The sequence below is a fragment of the Marinomonas polaris DSM 16579 genome, from assembly GCF_900129155.1.
Lineage (GTDB): Bacteria > Pseudomonadota > Gammaproteobacteria > Pseudomonadales > Marinomonadaceae > Marinomonas > Marinomonas polaris.
Genome location: NZ_FQVF01000003.1, coordinates 17,326 through 40,495 on the forward strand (window position 1 = coordinate 17,326; position 23,170 = coordinate 40,495).

A 23,170-nucleotide genomic window follows, 5' to 3' on the forward strand; every position below is an offset into this window, starting at 1 on the left:
TCTTGGAAATCACACAGACAACTCAACAAATCCGTTTAGTCCCTGCCGAAGCCGATGCTTTGGTTGGACTATGCGGTCAACTCGACGAGAACATCAAGTTAATAGAAAAGAGACTTGATGTTTCTATCAAATACCGTGGCGAGCTATTCGACATTTCCGGTGAAGATTCTGAGCACGTAGCTGCAACAAAAACGCTACTAGCAAACCTCTACCGTGAAGCATTGGCGAATACAGAAATCACACCTGAAATGATTCACCTTTACCTGCAAGAGTCAGCAATTGAATCACTGACGAGCAGTAAAAGAGAGAAAGCTGACCAGCTAGTGATTAAAACTCGCAAAGCCTTCATCAAGCCAAAAGGCAAAAACCAGCAAGGCTACGTCAAGCAGATTCGTAAGCACGATATTAACTTTGGTATCGGACCAGCTGGTACAGGTAAAACCTATCTAGCCGTAGCTTGTGCAGTCGAAGCGCTAGAAGCTGATCGTGTTGAACGTATTATGCTGGTTCGTCCAGCAGTCGAAGCAGGCGAAAAACTGGGATTCTTGCCAGGTGACTTGTCACAAAAAATCGATCCATACTTGCGCCCTCTTTATGATGCTTTGTACGAAATGCTTGGTTTTGAATTGGTTGATAAGTTGATCGAAAAAAATGTCATCGAAATCGCACCGCTTGCTTTCATGCGTGGCCGTACCCTGAACAACGCCTTCATTATTCTTGATGAGAGCCAAAATACCACGCGCGAGCAAATGAAAATGTTTTTAACGCGTATTGGTTTTGGCTCAACCGCAGTAATCACTGGAGACACAACGCAGGTAGATTTACCACGCGGCACTACATCTGGCTTAGCGCAAGCAATGCACGTTTTAAAAGACGTAAGCGGCATCAGTATGACGCTATTTAGCTCTTCTGACGTTGTCCGTCATCCGCTGGTTCAGCGTATTGTTGAAGCTTATGATAAATTTGACGTTGAAGTGGAAGCTGAAAAAAAAGCACGCACCGAAGCTCGTCTAACCGCACAAGCAGCACAGTCTGCAGGTAGCAAATAATGGCGTATTTAGAGCTTGATTTACAAATAGCAACAGAAGAAACTGCAAATTTACCAAGCGAAGCGGATTTTAGACTTTGGGTCGAAAAAGCCCTTCCAGACGTAGATGAAGAGTTTGAAGTTACCATTCGCATAGTCGACGAAGAAGAAAGCCACGCACTTAATCACGAGTATCGTGGTAAAGACAAACCTACCAACGTCCTATCTTTCCCATTCGAGGCACCTCCTGGGTTAGAGCTTCCATTATTAGGCGATTTGGTCATCTGCACTCAAATTGTGGCAAAAGAAGCCGCAGAGCAAAATAAAGAGTTATTCCATCATTGGGCTCATATGACTATTCATGGCATCTTGCATTTACGCGGCTATGATCATATAAATGATGATGAAGCAGATGAAATGGAATCGATAGAAACAGAGCTACTGGCTTCCCTATCTATTTCCGATCCTTATTTGATTAAAGAGTGAGCTAATACCCTAATGAGTGACGACCGATCGAGTTTATCCAACGATCAACAAAAATCTTGGTTTGAACGTTTAACCCAAGCATTCAATGATGAACCACGCAGCCGTGGTGACATCGTTAAACTTCTAGAAGCTGCAGTGAAATCCGATGTTATTGATCGCGATGCTTTCACTATTGTTGAAGGCGCACTAGAAGTTTCTGAAGTTCAGGCACGTGACATCATGATTCCACCATCTCAAATGGTGGTCATTAAGTCCGAAGATGACCCTAAAACGTCAATCCGCAAAATAATAGATTCTTCTCACTCACGGTTCCCTGTTGTAGGTGAGGATTCCGATGAAATTCTCGGCGTCCTGCTTGCCAAAGACTTATTGCCTTTATTATTTAAAGAAGGCGATGTAACAATAGAAGATATCTTAGCGCGTTTACGCCCTGCTAATTTCATTCCTGAAAGCAAACGCCTAAACGTATTGTTGAATGATTTTCGCACCAAGCGTTATCACATGGCATTAGTTCTAGATGAATACGGCAGCGTGTCTGGCTTAGTGACGATTGAAGACGTATTAGAACAAATCGTTGGTGAAATAGAAGATGAAACCGACAAACTTGATGACGAAGGCATTCAAGTAACCACCGAACCCGGTGTTTATCTTGTGCCAGCATTATGTCCAGTTGAAGACTTTAATGAGTTCTTCAAAGTCGAACTAAACGAAGAAGAGTTCGACACCATTGGCGGAATACTTGTGCAACAGTTTGGCCATGTGCCATTGCGTGATGAAGAGCTTTTCTTCAACAACTTCCATTTCCGCGTGGTGAAATCGGATGGACGCCGCATTAAAACCATTCAAGTCACCAAACCAACCATCAACACACCAGATTAATATGAACATGCCTCACCCCGACTTAACCAATACCAAGACGGGGTGGGAGCCTCTCTTGGTGGCGAAAATATCCAAACTCCCTCCCCCTTTTATTGGCCTTATCGGCATTATTGCTGGTGCTTTAGGCGTAACCAGTTTCTCACCTTTTCATTTTTGGCCCGGCTATTTTATTAGCTTAATCGTATTTAGCCTGCTCGTTTTAACAAGTACAACAGCAAAATCTGCCTGCTGGCGTGGTACAGCTGTCGCGTTAGGCTTTTTTGGCGCAGGCGTTTCTTGGGTTTATGTCAGCATTGCTGAATACGGGCAAGTTGGCAGCATAATAGCCGGACTTATCACCTTTGCATTTGTCGCTGTGCTCTGCGTTTTTTGGGCACTTTCAGCCTGGGCATCATGGAAACTCATTCAGCGCTTTCAGAAAATACCTGCGAGTCTATGGGTCACACTAGGTTTATTGATTGCTGAGTTCGCCCGTAGCACTCTTTTTACTGGCTTTCCTTGGTTATTGCCCGGCTATTCGATTGAAAACACCTGGTTATTTGAGCTTTTGCCCGTTGGAGGAATTTGGCTCACTAGCGCATGTGTAGTATTAACCTCTAGCGTGATCGCCAGCATACTGCTTAAGCAAACCAATCAACTCATGCTAGTTTTCGTGCTCGTTATTGTCTGGTTAGGTTCGGCCTATTTAAGCTATTACCCAGTTTCATGGGTACAACAAACTGGCACATTAAAAACCACCTTGGTGCAAGGCAATGTAAAGCAGGACGAAAAATGGCTGGCTGAAACAGCAGGAAAATCTCTAGCCTATTACCAACAAACTACCATTGAACATTTAGACAGTGAATTAGTTGTCTGGCCTGAAACCGCAATTACTTATTCTTATCCACGAATAAAACCCTATTTTGAAGGCTTCAGCAAAGAACTTGAGGACACTAATACCACTCTGATTACTGGTATTCCAGATGTTAGTGAAGACAATAAAGATTACTACAATGCTATCTGGGCAACAGGAAATGGTTTTGGGCTTTATTACAAACGCAGACTCGTTCCTTTTGGCGAATATATTCCGTTTGCACAATACATAGGTCCGATCCTAGATGTGTTTGGTATGCCTATGTCGAGCTTTAAACCCGGCGATGAAAACCAACCTGTACTACAAGTCGGCGAATGGGGTATAGCGCCGTTTATTTGCTATGAAATTGTTTATGCCGAACAAGTAAGACGCATGGTAAGAGACAGTGATTTCTTAATAACCATTAGTAATGATGGTTGGTTTGGCACATCTTTTGGTCCTTGGCAGCATTTACAAATAGCGCAATTTAGAGCGAAAGAAGCCGGTCGTTATGTCATCCGCGCCACAAACACTGGCATTACTGCGTTCATCAATGAAAAAGGCGAAGTGGTCGCACAAGCGCCGCAATTTGAAAGAACAACGCTGACAGCTGAGGCAAAAGCCTTTACAGGTAATACACCATACGTGCAATGGGGTTATTGGCCAACACTTTTGCTAATGGGGATTTGTGTGATATTTGCTTATTTAAACGGCTTAATTCTAAACCGCAAAAACAGATAACCAATAACGAAATGAACCTTGGAATTTGATTCACGCTGACGCTTGGATCTTGCGAAACAGGCGCAAGTATTTTTTATTTTAAGAACTGAATACCAAGGTTCATGGTATGCATTACTACGCAGGACACCTACAGGGATGTAGGGGGTAGAGCCAAGTCAGGAACAGAGACCGAGCGTGGGAACAAGGAAAGAACAAGGGTAAACAACGGATAAAAAAGAGCCTTGGTATTTGATTCACGCTGACGCGTTGAGCTTGCGAAACAGGCGCAAGTGAATGGAATACCAAGGCTCATGCTATGCATTACCACGCAGGAGCGTGGGAACGAGGAACAATGAATTACTCAGTTTTATTGGTCTGATCATCATGGGTCGACATCAAACCATAATGGCAGATCTCACATGGCGCTAATGCTTGCTTGGTTTCGATAACGTTATCATGTCCACAAGACATACAATGATAACTTCCTGGCTCAACAACCGTACCAACCACATGACACTCTTCAAGCGGCACAGGGTTGTTATTCGCATGGTTAATCAGCCATAACAAAGCTGTATCCTCTTTTTCGTCAAGCTCTTCGACCAATTCATGACTCTCATCAAGCACGTAATGCCAGTTCGCATCTACCCATGCTTCGGTGTAACCCATTTTGTCATGCCAATAGGCCGTCATTAAAGCAACATCTTCTAAAAACCAATCCTTTGCTCCAATCAATGTCTTACGCGCTTCTTCAACCAAATTGGAATCGATTTCGCTTTTTGATGAATCTTTTTTCATAGATTTCATAACTCCTCCTCTATGCACCTTCTAATTAGGGCTCCATCTCTATAAAATAACGGATATTTTCAAACTCTGCTGGCCATTGCACCATTATCTTGCGTTATGTCGCTATAATGGTCCTCTTTTCATTAAAGAGAATACAGGTCTACCAACCTTTCGTCGATCACGGGATAAGAATACATCATGCAAGAGCAATATAATCCGCAGCAAATAGAACAAGCTGCCCAATCTTTTTGGGACGAGAACAAAGTCTTCAAAGCCATCGCTGATTCTAGCAAAGAAAAGTTCTACTGCCTTTCTATGTTCCCTTACCCAAGTGGTCGTCTGCACATGGGTCACGTTCGTAACTACACTATCGGCGATGTCATTTCTCGCTACCAACGCATGCAAGGCAAAAATGTCCTACAGCCAATGGGCTGGGATGCTTTTGGTCTTCCTGCTGAAAACGCAGCGATCAAGCACAAAACTGCACCAGCAAAATGGACCACAGAAAACATCGCCTACATGAAAGGCCAGCTTAAAGAACTTGGTTTTGGTTACGACTGGGATCGTGAGATTGCTACCTGCACTCCTGAATACTACAAATGGGAGCAATGGTTCTTCACACAATTAGTTGAAAAAGGCTTGGCATACAAAAAAACCGCTGCCGTTAACTGGTGTCCTGAAGACCAAACGGTATTGGCTAACGAGCAAGTTGAAGATGGTTGCTGCTGGCGTTGTGGCACTAATGTAGAGAAGAAAGAAATCTCTCAGTGGTTTATTCGCATCACAGATTATGCAGAAGAACTATTAAACGATCTTGATCAATTAGATGGCTGGCCAGAAAAAGTAAAAGCCATGCAACGTAACTGGATTGGTCGTTCAGAAGGTCTAGAATTTAGCTTTGCTGTAGAAGGCAAAGACGAGCGTCTATCTGTTTACACAACTCGTCCAGATACCATCATGGGTGTGACTTATGTTGCAGTAGCAACACAGCACCCTCTTTCTTTAGAAGCGTCTGCTAACAATACTGATCTTGCGACGTTTATCGAAGAAAGTAAAAAAATGTCGACTACTGAAGCTGATATGGCAACGGTTGAGAAAAAAGGCATGGACACTGGCTTCAAAGCCATTCATCCGATTACTGGTGAAGCAGTTCCGGTTTATGCGGCTAACTTTGTGTTGATGGATTACGGTTCAGGCGCGGTTATGTCGGTTCCTGCTCATGATCAACGCGACTTTGAATTCGCGAAAAAATACAACCTAGCAATCAAACAAGTTGTTCAGCCTGCTGGCGACGACGTGATTGATCTAGAAAAAGCCGCTTTCACTGAAAAAGGCGTATTATGCAACTCTGGCGAATTCGACGGCTTAGCATTTAAAGAAGCATTTGAAGCCATTGCAGCTTGGATGGTTGAACGTAAGTTAGGCGAAATAAAAGTGAACTATCGTCTACGTGATTGGGGTGTTAGCCGTCAGCGCTACTGGGGAACGCCAATCCCGACAATCAACCTAAAAGATGGTTCTGTTGTACCAGTACCAAAAGATCAGCTACCAGTTGTACTACCAACAGATGTGATCATGGACGGTGTTAACTCACCGATCAAAAACAACCCAACTTTTTCTTCAGTTATGTTTAATGGCGAAGAAGCAGAACGCGAAACCGATACTTTCGACACCTTCATGGAATCGTCTTGGTATTTTGCTCGTTACTGCTGCCCAGAAGCAACAGATGCGATGCTAACAGAAGAAGCGAATTACTGGCTTCCTGTTGACCAATATGTTGGTGGCGTAGAGCACGCTATTCTTCACCTATTGTACTCACGCTTTTTCCATAAATTGTTACGTGATGCGGGTCTTGTGAACTCTGATGAACCATTCAAACGTCTGTTGACGCAAGGTATGGTAAACAAAGACGGCACTAAGATGTCTAAATCCAAAGGCAATACGGTCGATCCACAAGAAATGATTGAGAAGTACGGCGCCGATACCGTTCGCTTGTTCATGATGTTCAGTGCACCACCAGAGCAATCACTTGAATGGAACGATGCCGGTGTAGATGGTGCTTCTCGCTTCCTGCGCCGTTTATGGGCGTTATCTTACCGTCATACCAATGCGGGTAAAGTTGGCGAACTAAACATTGCCGAATTGAATGGTGCTCAAAAAGCTTTGCGTCGTAAGACTCATGAAACCATTCAGAAAGTATCAGACGATATCGAACGTCGCCAAACCTTCAACACAGCCATTGCGGCCGTGATGGAGCTTTGTAACGAGATCAGCAAGTTCGAAGACACATCCGAATTGGGTCTTGCTGTAGAACAAGAAGCATTAGAAGCCGCGACTTTGTTGTTGTCTCCTATTGTGCCTCACATTGCCCACCAGTTATGGAGCGAGCTAGGCCATAGTGACAATATCGTTAATACACCTTGGCCAACGCTAGATGAAGACGCATTGATCAAGGACGAGCTAACTATTGTTGTTCAAGTACTTGGTAAAAAACGTGCTGAATTGACCGTTTCCGCTAGTGCTGACAGTAAAACAATTGAAGCAGAAGCACTTGCTCATCCAAGTGTTGCCAAGTTCCTTGAAGGCAAAACAGTTCGAAAAGTTATTGTCGTTCCAGGTCGTTTGGTCAACATTGTTGCCAACTAATTGAGGTACACTAAGGGATGGCTGAGCCATCCCTTTTTACCAACAACAATACAGAGATCACGGATATGATAGCCGCACTTACACAAACAACTCGTCTACTATTATTGGCATTACTGACCATGAGTCTTGTCGCCTGTGGATTCCATTTACGTGGCCAAACTAACATACCAGCAAAGCTTAAAGTTATAACACTAACGTCAGAAAGTGGCTCTGATAGTTTCGATAGAGCGCTGCGCATCGCACTTACTAAAGCAGGCGTTGTTATCGTCGATAAAAACAGTGCGAATAAAGACACCCTTAATCTGAAAATCAATGCTATTACAAAAACTGATATAGAACTGGCTCGTGATTCAGACAATGATTTATCACAATTGCAGCGCCGCTTAACCAGCCACTATTTTGTTCGTCAAGCCGACGGCAAATCCCTCTATGGCCCTAGAACCATCAACACAACAAAAACACTGACTAATCAAAATGCGGAAGAAAGCGCCAAGTTATCTTATAACCAAGCGCAAGAAGAAAGCATGAATGAAGATCTAGCCAATCAACTAGTTTACGACTTAAGTTATGCCCCATTATAACTCGCATCACTTTTAGGCGGACATTATGAAAGTCAGAGCTGACCAACTAGAATCTCAGCTAAAAAAAAACTTGGCGCCTATTTATATTATTTCTGGTGACGAAGTTTTATTGTGCCAAGAAGCGGCGGACAGCATTCGTAAAGCGGCCCAACATCATAATATTGATGAACGTTTGCGTTTCGTGGCAGATGCACAATTTGATTGGCAAGATGTCATCAACGAAAATCAAAGTTTGTCGTTGTTTTCCACGCGTAGAATGTTTGATATTCAAATAGACAAGATGGGCGAAAAACATAGCAAAGCATTGGCTCAATTAAGCCAATCGCTTAGCGAAGACAATATCATCTTGCTCACCTTGCCTAAAATTGACGCTCGAACTCAAAAAGCCAAATGGTTCACGCAATTGGAATCGCAAGGTGTTTTTGTACAAATCTGGCCAATAGACGCAAACCGACTTCCTGCATGGGTACAGCAAAGAGCACAAGCGCTAGATTTATCTCTTACTCGTGATGCTGCCAGCATGATTTGCGAACGCGGAGAGGGAAATCTTCTAGCCCTTTCTCAAGAGCTAGAAAAGCTTGCCCTAGTCCATGGACAAGGCGTGCAAATTGATGCCGAAAAAGTTGCTGAATCCGTGGCTGACAGCAGTCGTTACTCAATTTACGATTTGAGCGATAGACTGTTAATGGGCAAAACCAAAGACGCTATGCACTGCCTACATCAGTTGCTAGGCGAAGGGGTTGAAGCCAGCATCATTCTTTGGCTATTTAATCGCGAAATTCAAACCTTAGCGAACCTACTACAAAGCATGCAATCCTCCAGCTTTAAGCAAGCCTGCCAAAATGAAAAAATTTGGGACAAGCGAGTACCCTTTTATGAAAGCGCTATGTCGCGACACAACAAAGTCACCCTGCCTTACATGCAAAACTACCTAGCCTTGATTGATAAAAGCATCAAGGGATTAGAAGGCCCAGACAGCGAAACAGGCTTTCGCAACCTAGTGATGATGTTTTGTGGCTACAAACCTGTGGTGACTGAATTGGACTTACCATAAATAATATTTATTGAAATATTTTTTATTATCAATATGTTACGTATTTAAACTAATAGAAACATAAAGCTGACATTGTTCTATCCTTAATAATGGGATGATAAGAAAAATAATCTAGCTTTATGGAGACTTCTATGTCTTGGTTTAAACGAAAAACATTAGCGCCATCTGATAGTACCGGTAAAAATCAAGGCGTTAAAATCCTTCAGTTAACTCACGCTGAACTGTCTGAAGCCACTCTTGCTGCATTAAAATTTCCAGAAAAGAAAACACAATTAATCCTCGCCTTTGTGTCTTCCAATCTCGACTTTGAAAGTACTGTTGAAAAAATCCAGCGATTCACGCCTTTCTGTGAAAAAGTCGTTGCTGTGATGACATCTGGCGAACTTAACAGCCAACAAGCAAATTTTTATCAAACGACCGATGGAAAATGGGACTCGATCGTCTTACAAAGCTACAGTGAAGAGCTGCTAGCATCCACTGAAATAAAAACTATCCCGCTGCATTGCGAAGATTTAAAGCAAGGTAAAGTAACCAAAAACAAGCAAGATAGAATTCGCACTATTCAGTCCGAGATAGAAAAAATAAATGTGAAAATGGCCATCAACTACCAAGATACCATTGCCATTACATTTATTGATGGGCTGTCGTCCAGCGAAAACTTCTTTATGAAAGCCTTGTACGATAGCCAGCGTTTTCCTTGTCATTTCATTGGTGGATCGGCGGGTGGGAAGCTAGACTTCAAACAAGCGTCTGTCTACGACGGCAGCAAAGTTGCTCACAATTGCGCTGTGGTTATTTTCACTAAGTTAGCAGACAATATTCGCTACGGCATACTAAAAACACACAATTTCCAAAAGACCAAACGCTCTTTTTATATTGCAGAATCAGACCCACAAAGACGTACTGTTACTACAGTCATTTCCAAATCTACTGGTAAAATAGTCAACATTGTCGACCACCTTTGTGACTATTTTAAATGCCAACCAAACGATCTAAATACAAAATTAACAAACCACTCATTTGCCGTTGAAATTGGTAGTGAATTATTTATACGCTCCATCGCCAGCATTGATTTAGATAACAAGATCATTCATTTTTTCTGCGACCTAGATTTTGGCGACGAGCTTATTCTGGTAGAAGCTAAAGGCTTTGCCGATAGTACCAAACAAGCCTTTGACGAATTTATGAAAGGCAAGCCTCAGCCAATCGCGATGCTAGCTAATGACTGTATTTTACGTCGTTTAAATAATGCAAAAGCACTCAAAGAGCTAACAGCCTTCCAGAACATTAAAGCCGCGGGCTTTTCTACTTTTGGCGAGCTATTAGGCGTGCATATGAACCAAACACTCACTGCATTATTTCTATTCAAAGTGTCAAAAAACGAACCATTTTCGGACCCTATTGTTGATAATTTTCCGATTCATTACAGTTATTTCAAAGAATTTTTTACGTTATCTAGATTGAATAGTTTAATGCAAATCAATCGCTTACAGGCAGACCTGATTAACTATCTATCTGAGTATCGCCCTTTACTTGAACAAGTGGTAGTCAGCTTTAACAAAATCACAAAGTACTCGCAGCAGACAGAAGCGATTATTAGCGATGTAAGTGGCACCTTCCATGACCTAAGAAATGACATTAATGCGCAAGAAGATGGCCGCAAGGCACTGAATGGAAACGTAGCTCAGCTAAAAAACAATTCAGAGCAAGTACTTGCCATTTTAAAAGTTATTTCCGGAATTGCTGATCAAACTAACCTTCTCGCACTTAACGCTGCGATTGAGGCGGCGCGAGCAGGCGAAGCTGGTAGAGGGTTTGCTGTGGTTGCCGATGAAGTTAGACAACTATCTAAAAACACTCAAGACAGCTTAAATAAAACGGGAGAAACGATCTCATCTGTCACCAAATCAACCAGCTCTATCAGTCAGTCGATCGAAAGTATTGAACAGTTTATGTCTCGGCTCACCAATAATACTGGCGAGTTAACGGCACAAATTCAATCCCTAGGTGATGCTTCCAACATGGCAAGTAGAGATGTCAGCGAGAACATACGAGCGATTCAAGATATGACTGCTCGCATGTCTGAAATAGATAAAGAAGTCAAAGTAATAGAGAGCCTAAAGCAGGCTAATAACCTGTAACGCGATAAAGTGAAGTTTACTTTGCTAGACTTCACTTATTCTCGCAGCCTGTTATTATGCGGCCTCATCATGCCCTAGGTAAAAAATAAATGAATAATGAATCCGTTGTCTTGGAAGAACTCACAGTTTGGAGCACACCACTTTTCGTCACCCAAATGCCAGATCATGACTTTTTAAAAGAGGCATTACTCGCGGCGGTATACCAACAAAAAGCGACTCAAACCACTGCAATTGAGAGCCAAATTGCTCCAAAAGCAAAACATGCACTCCACGAAAGTACATTGGATTTTCTGGATCTCGCTGACGCCAATGTTATGGAAGCCAAACGCGCTTTTGAAGAGCTGATTCTAGAGATTGCGGCTTCGGTAAATCAAGCTTTTTGGCCAGAAGATATGGAAGCGGACGCACATATTATCGAGTCTTGGTATCATGTTACGCAAAAAGGCGGCTACCATGATGCCCACTCTCATCCAAATTGCTCTTGGTGTGGCATTTATTATTTAGAACCCGGTGATGCCAATATCGAAGGCAATGGTGGCCTCAATCGTTTTTACGATCCAAGAGTCAACGCGGAACATTATGCTGATCCAGGCACCGCTTACTTAGGTGGACATGGAGTCTGGGATTTCACTCCTACAGATGGGCAAGTGATCATTTTTCCGTCTTACTTAAAGCACTCTGCTTTGCCGTATTTTGGTGATAAAGATCGTGTTGTCATTGCTTTTAACGCCATTATCGAAGCCTACTGACCCGCCGACATAAAACATTTCTATAAATTACGAGCCTTCTAGCTTTCATAAAGGATTGAGTTGGCTCGTATAACCACTTACCCATCCAAAACTCTGCTTTTTTACAATAAATTTCATAAGTTTCCACTCAAAGATTCACAATGGATTGGTATTTGTAGTAATTTAACAAGTAATGTTTCATAACCACGGGGTAGTCTATGCGTTTCCAGTTTGATCAACTCAGCGGTAATCAACGCTACCACCTGATCACTCAGACAATTACTCCACGCCCTATTGCGTGGATCATGACGAAAAATGAAAACGAGAGTTTCAACCTCGCCCCATTTTCATATTTTGCTCCTATATCTTCTGACCCTGCTCTCTTAATGGTTTCCATTGGCAACAAAACAACAGATATCGCCAAAGATACGAAGTACAACCTACTTAGGGAAAAGGAATGTGTTTTGCATATTCCAAGCGGGGACTTAATAAATGCCGTCAATGAGAGCTCGGCAAGCTTATCCTATGGTGAATCTGAACTAACCAAAACAGGCTTGTCACTGACTGAATTCACCAAAACATTACCCCGTATTGCAGAAGCAAAAGTCGCTATCCACTGCAAACTGTTTGACATGCATACGTTAGGAAACACGTCGTTCAATGCGATTTATTTGGAAATACTAGACTTATACGTTGATGAAGATCTTGTAACTGAAGAAAAGTCTCGAATTTTCATCGACAACAAAAAACTCAACCCTCTTGCACGAATAGGTGGCGATGACTATGCACTTTTAGGCGAGACAGTGACGATCAAACGTCCTAACTAGGGCAATACAGATTTGAGGTAAAAAAGATGGACATAACAAAACACATAAATACATTTCCTTTCATGGCAGATATTGATGCTGAGTTAGCATCATCCTTAACAGATCTCGCGTCTATTAAAACACTAAAAGCTGGTGACATTCTGGCCAAACAATTTGAGATTGGTCAGAACATCTATTTCCTTCTAGAAGGCGAAGTCGCCATTTCCGTTCCATTGCAAGATACCGGTAAATCTTACAACGTCGGCATGATCAGTAACCTCCTTTCTCCTATTGGCTGGTCTGCTTTTCGTCACCCTTCCCGTTATGCGACCACATTCACAGCGACCAAGTCTTCTAAACTACTCTATTGGCCGATTGTTGAATTACAAAAAATTCTCGATGCCAATTTGCTTTTCGCTAGCCAATTTCTGCAGTTTGTATATCAAGAGTCCTTACCTGTTCTCACCAACGTACAGAATCAAACACGCCCTTTCTTTTCCAATGAATCATTAGCTTTTGAAGAAACGCGCCCTTTAATCGATTCTGAAACGCAAGTTCATGCACTAAAAGATGCCATCAGCCTTCTAAACTACGCGCCTTTTTGTGAGACGTTTACTCAAGCTGAAATACATACTTTAGCCAAAAAATCGTCCATTTTATTAGCACATCAAGGGGATATTTTAAGCCAACAAGATCAACCAGCTAATGGCTTATATATTCTAATCAAGGGTAAAGTCGTCATCAGTTATCAAACTGACTCTGGCGACATTATTACCACCAGAACGATTTCCCGTACCGGAACCGTACTGGCTTGGGCAACCCAAAATAAAGAAATGAAAAATCGCACTTCGATCATTTCATCCAGAGACAGTAGCGTTTTGTTTATCAAACGCGATGATTTGTTAGAAATGTTCGAAGACAGCCCTAAGTTTTCAGTTAAATACTTATATCGACTCATTTGGTTGATTGGCGCACATCTATTAGCGGCCAGAATGCGCTACCTTTCACAGATAGCGAACGATGAAGTATTAGCGGTAAGTAACGTAATAGACCAAAATGCTGCACTTTTACCCGTTAGCTCGCCTCTGTATAAAGTAAGCGAATTACTGAAAAGCGCGATTACTACCGACGAAGCATTCGGTGTACTTTATAAATGCCTACACTTTGGCTGTGTGCTGGAACGCACCATTTCCGGTATGTGCTTGGACATTCTAAAAGATTTACAGCGCGAAAATGCTTTTTATCGCCATCTACAAAATGTCTATGACACGATAAATAATTTGCCAAAAGAGACTCCGGCTTTAGATGCAAGACGTTTAGGCACAGAGCTATTCAAACAAGCCTTCCAACAAGTTCCCTACGTCATTAAAGGACTAGAGAATTTACCTAAGAAAGCCGGCTCTCTGTTCATTTACAACCATTTATTAGGCTCTCCAACTAACCGTCTACCAAACGGTTTCCGCTTTTCTATGGATGCGCAATTTATAAGCGCCATGGTCATCGATAACCAGTATGGTATTTCTGGTCAACGTGTCGTACGTCGCAGTAAAGAAAGTGAGTTTTGGCGTGACGATTTTTATGGGAAATTTGGCAATGTATTCATCAATAGTTGGGAAGACCTAACCAAAGACACGCCCGAATACGATGAATTCATCAAACAATCTCAGGACACTTTACGCCAGAACTTCCCACTGATGATCTCACCAGAAGGACAAAGCTTTAGTACGCAACAATCACCAGGTACCTTGTTACCTCATGCCTTTGAACTCGCAGGTTCAATGGGGAACGAAGAGCCTTGGATTGTTCCAATCGTTGTGGCGAATTTTGATAAACGCGCCGATCACAACCTTTATACGGTGATCATCAAACCTGCGTTTAAACTGTCCAGCAAAGTCGATTACAAGGATAAAGAGGCGTTAGCACAATTCTTAGCCTCCTATCAGGAGCAGTACAAAGGTTACGTTAACGAAGCAGTTGAGCTATCAAGAGAGATTCGCCAATATCCTATATTCAGTGGTAAAAATGGCTATCGCTCTAACGTAATGAGCCTAAATCAAATCGATGTGGAATTCGAATCGGATGTACGAGAACTAGAATTTCACCTAGCCTATCAAGAATATAAAGAACAGCCAGTCGCGTTCTACGGATCATCTACCGTGCGTTTATGGAATGATTTTGCTCATAATTTCCGCGACAAGAACGCGATTAACTTAGGCTTTAGCAGCGCAACATTAGAAGCTTGCGTTTACTATTTTGAACGTATCATCTTGCCACACAAGCCTCGTTCTTTGGTCATTTATGCTGGTGACAACGATATTGGTAACCACTGTGACAGCAACAAGGTTGTTGACTTGTACATAGAGCTACTGCAAAAAATAGATCGCCATCTTCCAGGCATACCGGTCACGTTAATCAGTATTAAGTGCAGCCCAGCGCGATTGAAGATGCGTAAAACCATTGAGCAAACCAACAGTCAATTGGTACGCCTTGCTAAAACGCGCCCTAACACTCAGTACGTTGATTTGTTCTCTACACTGCTCGACAAACATGGTGAGATAAAAGAAAACCTATTTGAAGGTGATAGACTGCACTTGAACTCAAAAGCATATGAGCTTTGGACCAAAAAACTGCTTGAAACAGAAAGCTTTATCTTTCAAAAGTAAGGACTTTAATTAAACAAAAACATAAAAAACGCTCCTAGGAGCGTTTTTTATGTCTAAGCAAATGCACCGATCACGACTTTTAATCCAAGCAATATTAAAATGCTGCCCATGCTTCTATCCACCCACACCGTATGGCGACGCAACCAAGAAAGCACTGGGCCACCAGCTAATAACAAGGCCACTATCACATACCAGCCAGTATCAATCACGACAACCGTTGCCCATAACTGAAACTTGATCAAGGTGTTAATTTCAGTAGGAATTAACTGGCTAAATAAAGCTAAGAAAAATAACGCAGCTTTGGGGTTCATCAAAGAAATCATCATGCCATCACGAGCAGACTCCCAATAGGAAGACTTTTGGCCTTCGACTTTGATTTCATGACCTTGTCCAGCATAACGCCATGCTTTAAATCCTAACCAAGCCAGATAAAGTCCACCTAAAACAGTCAATACAGAGAATATGTTTTGGTGCTTGGCCATCAAAATAGCAAGACCTTGCAGAGTCAAAAAAGCCCAAAAACCAATACCTAAACCATGTGTTATCGCAGCCAAAACACCATGAAGCGGGGATTGAGAAACTGATACACGCAAGATGACAGCTAAGCTTGGCCCAGGAGAAATTGCTCCCATCACACAAACTGCAACCAAAGAAAGCCAAGTAGTAAGATCCATATTTTTCTCTTATTAATATTATTAAAAGCGCATTTAATTACGCCGATATTTTATCCAATCTAACACGAAAAAACGAACATCCCAGAGCTAAAAACAGTTCGAATAAAAAACACGTTAGTGTATTGACCTTTTTTAAAAAAAACGTCAGCATAGAAAAACTGACTATTTATAAAACTGAATAAAGATTTTCTATTACCCTATGAATAACAACATCTTAAATAAACGCAACGGCGATAAACGTAAGGCTAAGAAGCTTTGCGGCGCTGACGTGTGGAATTAAGATTTAAACAACTCCCCGGCAGCATTCTAGCTGACGGACTACTTCTCTTTTCAGCAGAGTGCATACCGGCCTAAATGAGGCAAAAGTATGTTCTACGGCGCAATCACTGCATTAATCACTCCTTTTCGTAACGGTCAATTAGACGAAGACGCTTTGCGCAATATCGTCCGCTGGCAAATTGATCAAGGTATCAATGGCTTAGTACCTGTTGGCACAACTGGTGAATCCCCTACCTTAAGCGAACACGAACACAAACGTGTTATAGAAATTACCGTACAAGAAACCAATAAAGCGGTACCAGTTCTGGCAGGTGCAGGTTCGAACAACCCAGTGGAAGCGGTGAATTATTCTGAATACGCTTATCAAGCTGGTGCTGATGCAACCTTACATGTAGCAGGTTATTACAACCGCCCAAATCAAACTGGCTTATACGAACACTTCAAATATGTACACGACAACAGTAAATTGCCTATCATCCTTTACAACATTCCACCTCGCTCGGTTGTCGGTTTAGAAGTTGCTACATTGGCTCGCCTTGCTGAACTACCAAGAGTGATTGGCGTTAAAGATGCAACTGGCGACTTAACGCGTCCTATTCGTGAGCGCGCCTTAATTAACAAACCTTTCAATTTCTTAAGTGGCGACGATATCACCACAGTTGCTTATAACGTCGGCGGTGGTAACGGCTGTATTTCGGTTGCGTCAAACGTAGCACCAAAACAAGTCGTGGAATTGCAACGCCTATGCCGCGAGGGAAAATACGTGGAAGCAGCACAGTTGCAGGACAAGTTATTTGCGCTGCATAATGCGCTCTTTATTGAGCCAAATCCCGCGGGACCAAAATACGCCATGTCATTATTAGGTCTTTGCACCGAAGAATGTCGATTGCCTATGGTGCCACTACAAGACAGCACAAAAGCGATCATCCGTCGAATTATGGAAGAGTTAGAACTTATCTAAGCCCTAGCTTAAAAAGCACACATAAAAAAGCCCGCATCTAAGAGCGGGCTGATTTATTAAAAAGTCTAAAACTAGGATTTAGCGAGCCGTACAACATAAAGCAGGATAATCGCCCCCACCGTTGCCGTAACTAGAGAACCCAAGAAACTACCTGAATACAAGCCGAGCAGTTGAAATGTGAATCCGCCGACAAAAGAACCAACTACACCGATAACAATATTACCAATCAAACCAAAGCCGCCACCTTTTACTAGCTGACCAGCTAACCAACCCGCCAAGGCACCAATAAACAAAAAAGCTAAGATCTCCATAAAATGATCCTTATATTATGTAATTTACAGTTATTCAGACTAGCACCTATTTGTTTAAGTACCTAGAAAAGCCACTCAATCCCCTATACTACTAACCCATTTATTCTTTTTTCTGTTACTTTGTCATGAAAGCGCCAAGCTTTTTCAAAAAATGTTGGTAGCATGTATTTCATACAAAAAATGTTTTCAGTAAGCCTTTAAAACACATGGTCAAGTTAATCTTCAATGAGGAAATCTAGATGGGTAAGGTACATTTTGTAGGCGGTGAAAAAGGCGGTGTCGGAAAATCTATGACCGCTCGTGTCTTGGCACAATTCTATATTGACAACGATCAGCCGTTTCTAGGGTTTGACTGTGATGCGTCGCACGGTACATTTTCACGTTTCTATAGTGAGTTCGCTTCTCCTATTTTAATTGGCGAAGAAGACAGTTTAGATGGCATGTTAGCGGCCATTGAAGAATACCCAGATCGTGATTTAATTATTGACCTAGCAGCTCAAGCATCTCAGCCGTTGGGTAAATGGATTGAAGAAACCGATGTATTTGGTTTACTAGACGAAATGGGCTACCAAGTCTGCCTATGGCATGTCATGGACGATGGTGCTGATTCAGTGGCGCTACTGGATGATTTGCTTGACCGTTACACTCTGCCATCAGTTGATTTTGTTGTGGTACAAAACTTAGGTCGCGGTACTGACTTTTCTCGTTTTCAAAAATCTGACACCTTTAAGAAAGCTGTAAGTCGCGAAGCCCTGATCATTGAATTACCAAAACTACAAAGTAAGTTAACTCAAAAAATTGACTTTAATAACAGCAGTTTTTGGGCCGTTGCCAATGATAAAGGCATCATGAATATTGCTGAACGTCAACGCATGAAGGTCTGGCTACGTAATACATATGAGCAATTAGCTCAGCTTGGTTAATCGTATTATTTTTAGTCGCTTAAGCACTTAAGTAACCCAAAAAAGCACAAAAAAGGCCAGCTACATAAGCTGGCCTTTTCGCTTTTTGGATATTAATTATTAACTATTACTCTTGAACATCCATATACTTATTCGCCCATACACGGTTTTCTTCTAACGTTGAATAGCGCGTAGACAGTTCAGAAGCATCCAAGGTACCTTCTGCAATACCACGTTGCTCACGCAGGCAGTCATACGTTGCTTTAATCGCAGCAAAATAAGCAGCATGACCATTTACAACAATGCGCACACCGTTAGCAGCAAGACGCTCACGATCACGTAGCTCAGGATTATCGTAAGCCACAAGCATGATTGGAATAGAAATATGTTGGCTGATCTCTTCTAGATGAGCGAAATCACGAATACCAACCATACAGATGCCATCCACACCAACGGCTTGATAAGCTTTAACGCGCGAGATGGTTTCTTCGGTGGTCAACTGACCAGCATTAGTACGAGCAATAATACTCATAATAGGGTCAATACGCGCTTCTAAAGCCGCTTTCAATTTACCAACAGCTTCTTCTACTGGAATCAAATCTGTAGATTTATGACCGTATTTTGCTGGCAACAAAGTATCTTCTATCGTTAATGCCGCAACACCAGCACGCTCAAGTTCAACAATAGTGCGCATCACATTCAGTGCATTACCGTAACCATGATCAGCATCGGCAATGATTGGTAAACGAGCAACACGGCCAATTCGAGTCGCTTGCTCCGTAAATTCACTTAAAGTAATCAAAGCAAAATCTGGCGCAGCTAAAACCTGCAAAGATGCAACAGAGCCACCTAAAATCCCTACTTCAAAGCCAAGATCTGCAGCAATACGAGCCGACATTGGATCGAATGTCGAAGCGGTGTAATAACATTTACCGCTTGCTAGTAATGCTCGAAAGTCATTACGCAAATCATGTTGGGAAGGTGTTGCCATAATATACTCCTAAAAGATGTCACTAAATTTCATATAGTGGAAATGCTCGGCATTATACGCCCCTTGTGCATTTGCTTCATCTGTAACAAACCGATTGGTTAGGTTTTGTAAGTAAATTACGACTAAAAAGACTAAGTTTTTAAAGAAATGAAAGGAATTTACAAACTATGAAAAAATCATGAATGCCATTATGACTTATTGGAAGCTACACACGGTATACTTAGCCAAACTTATGTATAGAAAGAGCTTGCCTATAACATAAGCAAACCCTTCTGTTCCTGGAAAAATCACATATCTTTCGGGACGTCACATACGAAGCTTTTTGCACTTTCTTCATCACCCTTGCCGTCATAAGTCGCTACACTAGGATAAGGACAAAGAGGTCGGGTGCGATTTGCACTCCAAGAAGATGGCAGTTCTTCATTTACGCCACCTGGATTCCCTTCTCCACGTGCTGTAGCAATAACTTGTTTAGGTTTCTGCCCTTTTTCCACCCAAGCAACCAGTGGCGTTAACATGTCAAACTGATCCGTAGCTTTTCCACCGCGGCAATGCCCCATACCCGGCACTGGATAAAACTGAGCAAAATCGCCAGCATGTCCATTGTTTTCAGCCTCTAACGCCAAATACCAAGCCTCTGTATCCTGCACAGAAAAGATTGCATCCGACACTCCGTGATACACCATAATCTTGCCGCCATTATCGCGTAAAGTAGACATATTTTCTGGCGTAGGCGGCGCCATAAATGACATGGCAGATTCCTTATAGACACCAGAAACAGCATTCACTTTTGCCACTAATTCATCAACATTGGCTTTCCAAACAAAATCGGCACCATTAAAATTACGAATACTGTAGTCTTTAAGTTCAACTGGAGGAGTACTAAAAATCATCGCTACCGCACCAGAATCTCGCTCAATCGGTGATGTATACTCCCAAATAATATGATCGCTATCATTAATGCCGGTATCGTATGGAAAAGAGGAATAAAAACGCTTTCCGTTACTCGTGGTAACCCCTTTATATATGGTATCCACAGCATCTTTCTGCGGTTGAGTAAGACAACTACCATCGCGATCAGCCTTACAGGTCGCCACGTCTGTTTGAATACTAAATGCAGCCTGACAAGATTTAAAATCTTGAATCATGCCATCTTGCAGGCCATCAAGAGCATCACATTTTGCCAATATTGCATTCGAAACTGTTGTGCGTTCAGCTAAAGTAAAAGCTGTTTTTAAATCTTTTTTATCCGTATTAGGCACTGAAGCATATACCTGAGCACCGGCAATACTTGCCACTGCAGCCAGAGGTAAACGATACCCAGGTGAGCCAACTAAAATACCGTCGTAATCATTAGCGTATCGAGTCGCCGCCACCATGGCATGACGACCGCCATTGGAACAACCTGCAAAGTAACTACGATCAGGACCTCTGCCATAAACCTGATGGATCACGTTTTTTGCCATCGGTGTCAGCTTGGCAACAGCCTGATAACCATAATCAAGTCTCGCTTGCGGATCATAAGCAAACGTTGGGATTCCCTTATCGTGGCCAGCGTCCGAACTAATTACCGCAAAGCCCTGAAATAAAGCCCCTGTTAATGGACCGCCACCTAGTGCGCCCTCTGCTGTTCTCACTGCCCCATCTAACCCACCATTTGCTTGATGAAGAAAGCGACCATTCCATTTCTTCGGTAAACGCAACTCAAAACCAATCGCATAAGACTTTCCATCTACGTCGCCAATACGCTCATACATTTGTCCTTTGACTAAACAATGCTCTTCAACATCATTATCGCCCAACTTCATTATCCCTTTAGCCACAGTCTCAACAGAGTTGATCGCGGTGTTTCTTGCGCTTAAAAGAGAAGATAGCCCTTCACAGCTAGTAGTAAGTACAGAGGATTTCGCTTCACTTAACTGCGGTATAGCAGAAGGGGTTGCAGAGCTAGCGATACAGCTATAAGCAGCAACACTACTGATGGCTAGAGCAAGTAAACTAGGTTTATATGAGAACTGACGCATAGAGAGCTTCCTTGTTATTTTTATTATTAACTGTTTTATTTTTTAATTGTTTCAATGAACAACAGAATAGAAGAGGTAAATATAAAAGGAGAATAATTTTTTTGCTCGCGATATTCGAAAAATGCACAACACAACATCAATTCCGTTGTAATTTTCCTACAAGAAAAGCCAAAACCACCCCAAATAAACAGCTTTTGAAATAAAATTTCCTCTTTTTTGAAAAAAATGGGTACTTCAGGACTACTTTTTGTACAGTCAAACAGTGACAGAGGCATATTCTAGGGATAACATACTGCCCAGCATCCCCCATGCACCCTTTTATGACTCTCACTCTTATTGATAAATGTTAAGGTTCTCAAATGAACGCTTGGTATCTCATCTGTTTTCTTTCGGCATTAGCGGTTTTTATCGCTTTTACCAACCAATACATACTAAAAATGCAAACTACGATCGCCATTACCACAGGATCAGTCGTAATTTCATTACTCCTAATTCTTGCGGTTAAAATGCTTGGCGATGAAACAGCAGTATTCATTACTCAAGTTGTTTCCGGCATCGACTTTAATCAGCTGTTATTAAAAGGCATGTTGGGCTTTTTACTATTTGCTGGTGCATTAGAGATCGACCTTGCGGCCTTAAAAAGACAGCGTTGGGAAATCACCATATTAGTGCTGTTTTCCACGCTAGCGTCGACCTTTATTGTCGGCTACCTAAGTTACTACGTATTTGCTCTACTCAACTTCCCTATACCTTTCATCTACTGCCTACTATTTGGCGCTTTGATAAGCCCTACTGACCCGATTGCAGTATTGGCTATCATCAAGCAAATGAGTGCACCGCAGGGTATTTCGATCCAAGTAGAAGGCGAATCCTTGTTTAATGATGGTGTTGGTTTGGTTATTTTTACCACAATCTTTGCGGTCGCATTTTATGGTACTGAAGCCAACTTCCAAGACGTCGCTGAGCTATTTTTAGTCGACGCTATTGGTGGCATAGTGTTTGGTCTTGTTATTGCTCTGGTTGGTCACTTTGTTATCATCAATTGCAAAGATATCAATACACGTCTATTGGTTACCCTAACCATTCCGTCAGCGGGTTTTGCTTTAGCCAATATTTGGGAGATTTCCGGTGCACTTGCGATGGTGACCAGTGGTATTCTTCTTGGCAACATCACACGAGCAAAAGCTTCCAAGAAAAGCGGTCCAGATGGCACTCGTTACGTAAAAGATTTTTGGCATGCGACTGATAGCTTCTTGAACGCCTTGCTTTTCCTAATCATTGGTATGCTGATTGTGACTATGCCATTAAGTTGGGAAATTATTGGTTTAGGTTTGGTCATGGTTCCCGTTGTTCTACTGGCTCGCTTTATCAGTGTTGGCAGTCCTTACCTAATTTTCAAACGCTACCGAGAGTACGATAAACACTCTGTTAAAATCTTGACTTGGGGTGGTTTACGAGGCGGTTTAGCACTTGCTATGGCTGCGGCGATCCCAACGAATAAAATGATGATTGAAGGTTTAGATTTACACGACATCATGGTCATCATTACCTATGTTGTTGTTATCTTCTCCATCATAGTGCAGGGTCTAACTATTTCGCCGTTGATTCAAAAAAGCATTCAAGCAGCAAAAGACAAAGCGAAATAACCATTCGCCCCATCCCTCTATAACAGCCTTTTATAG

The 23,170-nt window shown here is 42.2% G+C and carries 19 protein-coding genes; 14 read left to right on the top strand and 5 right to left on the bottom strand.

The features are described 5' to 3' along the window. Positions 1-2 precede the first annotated feature (2 nt). Genes BUA59_RS02200 through lnt form a run of 4 tightly spaced genes read left to right on the top strand, consistent with a single transcriptional unit; the run spans position 3 to position 3,965 of the window. Entirely contained in the window at positions 3-1,049 is a 1,047-nt protein-coding gene (locus BUA59_RS02200) for a PhoH family protein (protein ID WP_072838102.1), read from the top strand. Beyond that, positions 1,049-1,513, top strand: coding sequence for an rRNA maturation RNase YbeY (gene ybeY, locus BUA59_RS02205; protein WP_072838103.1), 465 nt, complete (start codon positions 1,049-1,051; stop codon positions 1,511-1,513). The genes BUA59_RS02200 and ybeY overlap by 1 nt, the downstream gene beginning before the upstream one ends. 12 nt (positions 1,514-1,525) lie before the next feature. Beyond that, complete coding sequence (locus BUA59_RS02210) at positions 1,526-2,392, top strand: CorC family transporter (protein WP_072838104.1); 867 nt, start codon at positions 1,526-1,528, stop codon at positions 2,390-2,392. Then, entirely contained in the window at positions 2,334-3,965 is a 1,632-nt protein-coding gene (gene lnt, locus BUA59_RS02215) for an apolipoprotein N-acyltransferase (protein WP_232728823.1), read from the top strand. The genes BUA59_RS02210 and lnt overlap by 59 nt, the downstream gene beginning before the upstream one ends. 336 nt (positions 3,966-4,301) lie before the next feature. Here the strand turns inward: lnt and BUA59_RS02220 are convergent, their stop codons facing one another. Then, a complete protein-coding gene (locus BUA59_RS02220; RefSeq protein ID WP_084122097.1) occupies positions 4,302-4,748 on the bottom strand; it encodes a hypothetical protein in 447 nt (148 codons plus the stop codon). Between the two features lie 177 nt (positions 4,749-4,925). Here BUA59_RS02220 and leuS point away from each other — a divergent pair, with 177 nt between their 5' ends. From leuS to BUA59_RS02255, 7 genes are all read left to right on the top strand, one after another. Further along, positions 4,926-7,373, top strand: a complete 2,448-nt coding sequence (gene leuS / locus BUA59_RS02225; protein WP_072838106.1) for a leucine--tRNA ligase — start codon at positions 4,926-4,928, stop codon at positions 7,371-7,373. 17 nt (positions 7,374-7,390) lie between these two features. Continuing rightward, a complete protein-coding gene (locus BUA59_RS02230) occupies positions 7,391-7,954 on the top strand; it encodes an LPS-assembly lipoprotein LptE (protein ID WP_245813077.1) in 564 nt (187 codons plus the stop codon). Between the two features lie 25 nt (positions 7,955-7,979). Beyond that, on the top strand, positions 7,980-9,008 hold the full coding sequence (gene holA, locus BUA59_RS02235; RefSeq protein ID WP_072838107.1) for a DNA polymerase III subunit delta: 1,029 nt from the start codon (positions 7,980-7,982) through the stop codon (positions 9,006-9,008). Between the two features lie 131 nt (positions 9,009-9,139). Further along, positions 9,140-11,149, top strand: coding sequence for a methyl-accepting chemotaxis protein (locus BUA59_RS02240; RefSeq protein WP_072838108.1), 2,010 nt, complete (start codon positions 9,140-9,142; stop codon positions 11,147-11,149). 89 nt (positions 11,150-11,238) lie between these two features. After that, a complete protein-coding gene (locus tag BUA59_RS02245; protein ID WP_072838109.1) occupies positions 11,239-11,898 on the top strand; it encodes a TIGR02466 family protein in 660 nt (219 codons plus the stop codon). A gap of 197 nt (positions 11,899-12,095) precedes the next feature. Continuing rightward, positions 12,096-12,704: a flavin reductase family protein gene (locus tag BUA59_RS02250; RefSeq protein WP_072838110.1), complete on the top strand. Its 609-nt coding sequence runs from the start codon at positions 12,096-12,098 to the stop codon at positions 12,702-12,704. A gap of 26 nt (positions 12,705-12,730) precedes the next feature. Beyond that, the gene (locus tag BUA59_RS02255; RefSeq protein WP_072838111.1) at positions 12,731-15,346 is read left to right on the top strand and encodes a cyclic nucleotide-binding domain-containing protein; all 2,616 of its coding nucleotides are present in this window, start codon (positions 12,731-12,733) and stop codon (positions 15,344-15,346) included. A 53-nt stretch (positions 15,347-15,399) separates the two neighbouring features. On the opposite strand, the gene BUA59_RS02260 is transcribed toward BUA59_RS02255, so the two are convergent. Then, positions 15,400-16,020 (bottom strand): LysE family translocator, encoded by a 621-nt coding sequence (locus BUA59_RS02260; protein WP_072838112.1) that lies wholly within the window; start codon positions 16,018-16,020, stop codon positions 15,400-15,402. Positions 16,021-16,387: 367 nt separating this feature from the next. On the opposite strand from BUA59_RS02260, the gene dapA reads away from it, so the two are divergent. Continuing rightward, entirely contained in the window at positions 16,388-17,260 is an 873-nt protein-coding gene (dapA, locus tag BUA59_RS02265; RefSeq protein ID WP_072838113.1) for a 4-hydroxy-tetrahydrodipicolinate synthase, read from the top strand. A 71-nt stretch (positions 17,261-17,331) separates the two neighbouring features. Here the strand turns inward: dapA and BUA59_RS02270 are convergent, their stop codons facing one another. Continuing rightward, positions 17,332-17,571 carry a GlsB/YeaQ/YmgE family stress response membrane protein gene (locus BUA59_RS02270; RefSeq protein WP_012070611.1) on the bottom strand — a complete coding sequence of 80 codons (240 nt, stop codon included), beginning with the start codon at positions 17,569-17,571 and terminating at the stop codon, positions 17,332-17,334. Positions 17,572-17,810: 239 nt separating this feature from the next. Between BUA59_RS02270 and BUA59_RS02275 the strand changes: the two genes are divergently transcribed. Further along, positions 17,811-18,494 carry a P-loop NTPase family protein gene (locus BUA59_RS02275; RefSeq protein WP_072838114.1) on the top strand — a complete coding sequence of 228 codons (684 nt, stop codon included), beginning with the start codon at positions 17,811-17,813 and terminating at the stop codon, positions 18,492-18,494. 106 nt (positions 18,495-18,600) lie between these two features. Here BUA59_RS02275 and BUA59_RS02280 read toward each other — a convergent pair whose 3' ends face one another. Next, complete coding sequence (locus BUA59_RS02280) at positions 18,601-19,464, bottom strand: isocitrate lyase/PEP mutase family protein (RefSeq protein ID WP_072838115.1); 864 nt, start codon at positions 19,462-19,464, stop codon at positions 18,601-18,603. A 287-nt stretch (positions 19,465-19,751) separates the two neighbouring features. Next, positions 19,752-21,488 carry a tannase/feruloyl esterase family alpha/beta hydrolase gene (locus BUA59_RS02285; RefSeq protein ID WP_072838116.1) on the bottom strand — a complete coding sequence of 579 codons (1,737 nt, stop codon included), beginning with the start codon at positions 21,486-21,488 and terminating at the stop codon, positions 19,752-19,754. A gap of 359 nt (positions 21,489-21,847) precedes the next feature. Here BUA59_RS02285 and BUA59_RS02295 point away from each other — a divergent pair, with 359 nt between their 5' ends. Further along, positions 21,848-23,134, top strand: coding sequence for a cation:proton antiporter (locus BUA59_RS02295; protein ID WP_072838118.1), 1,287 nt, complete (start codon positions 21,848-21,850; stop codon positions 23,132-23,134). The last annotated feature ends 36 nt before the right edge of the window (positions 23,135-23,170 follow it).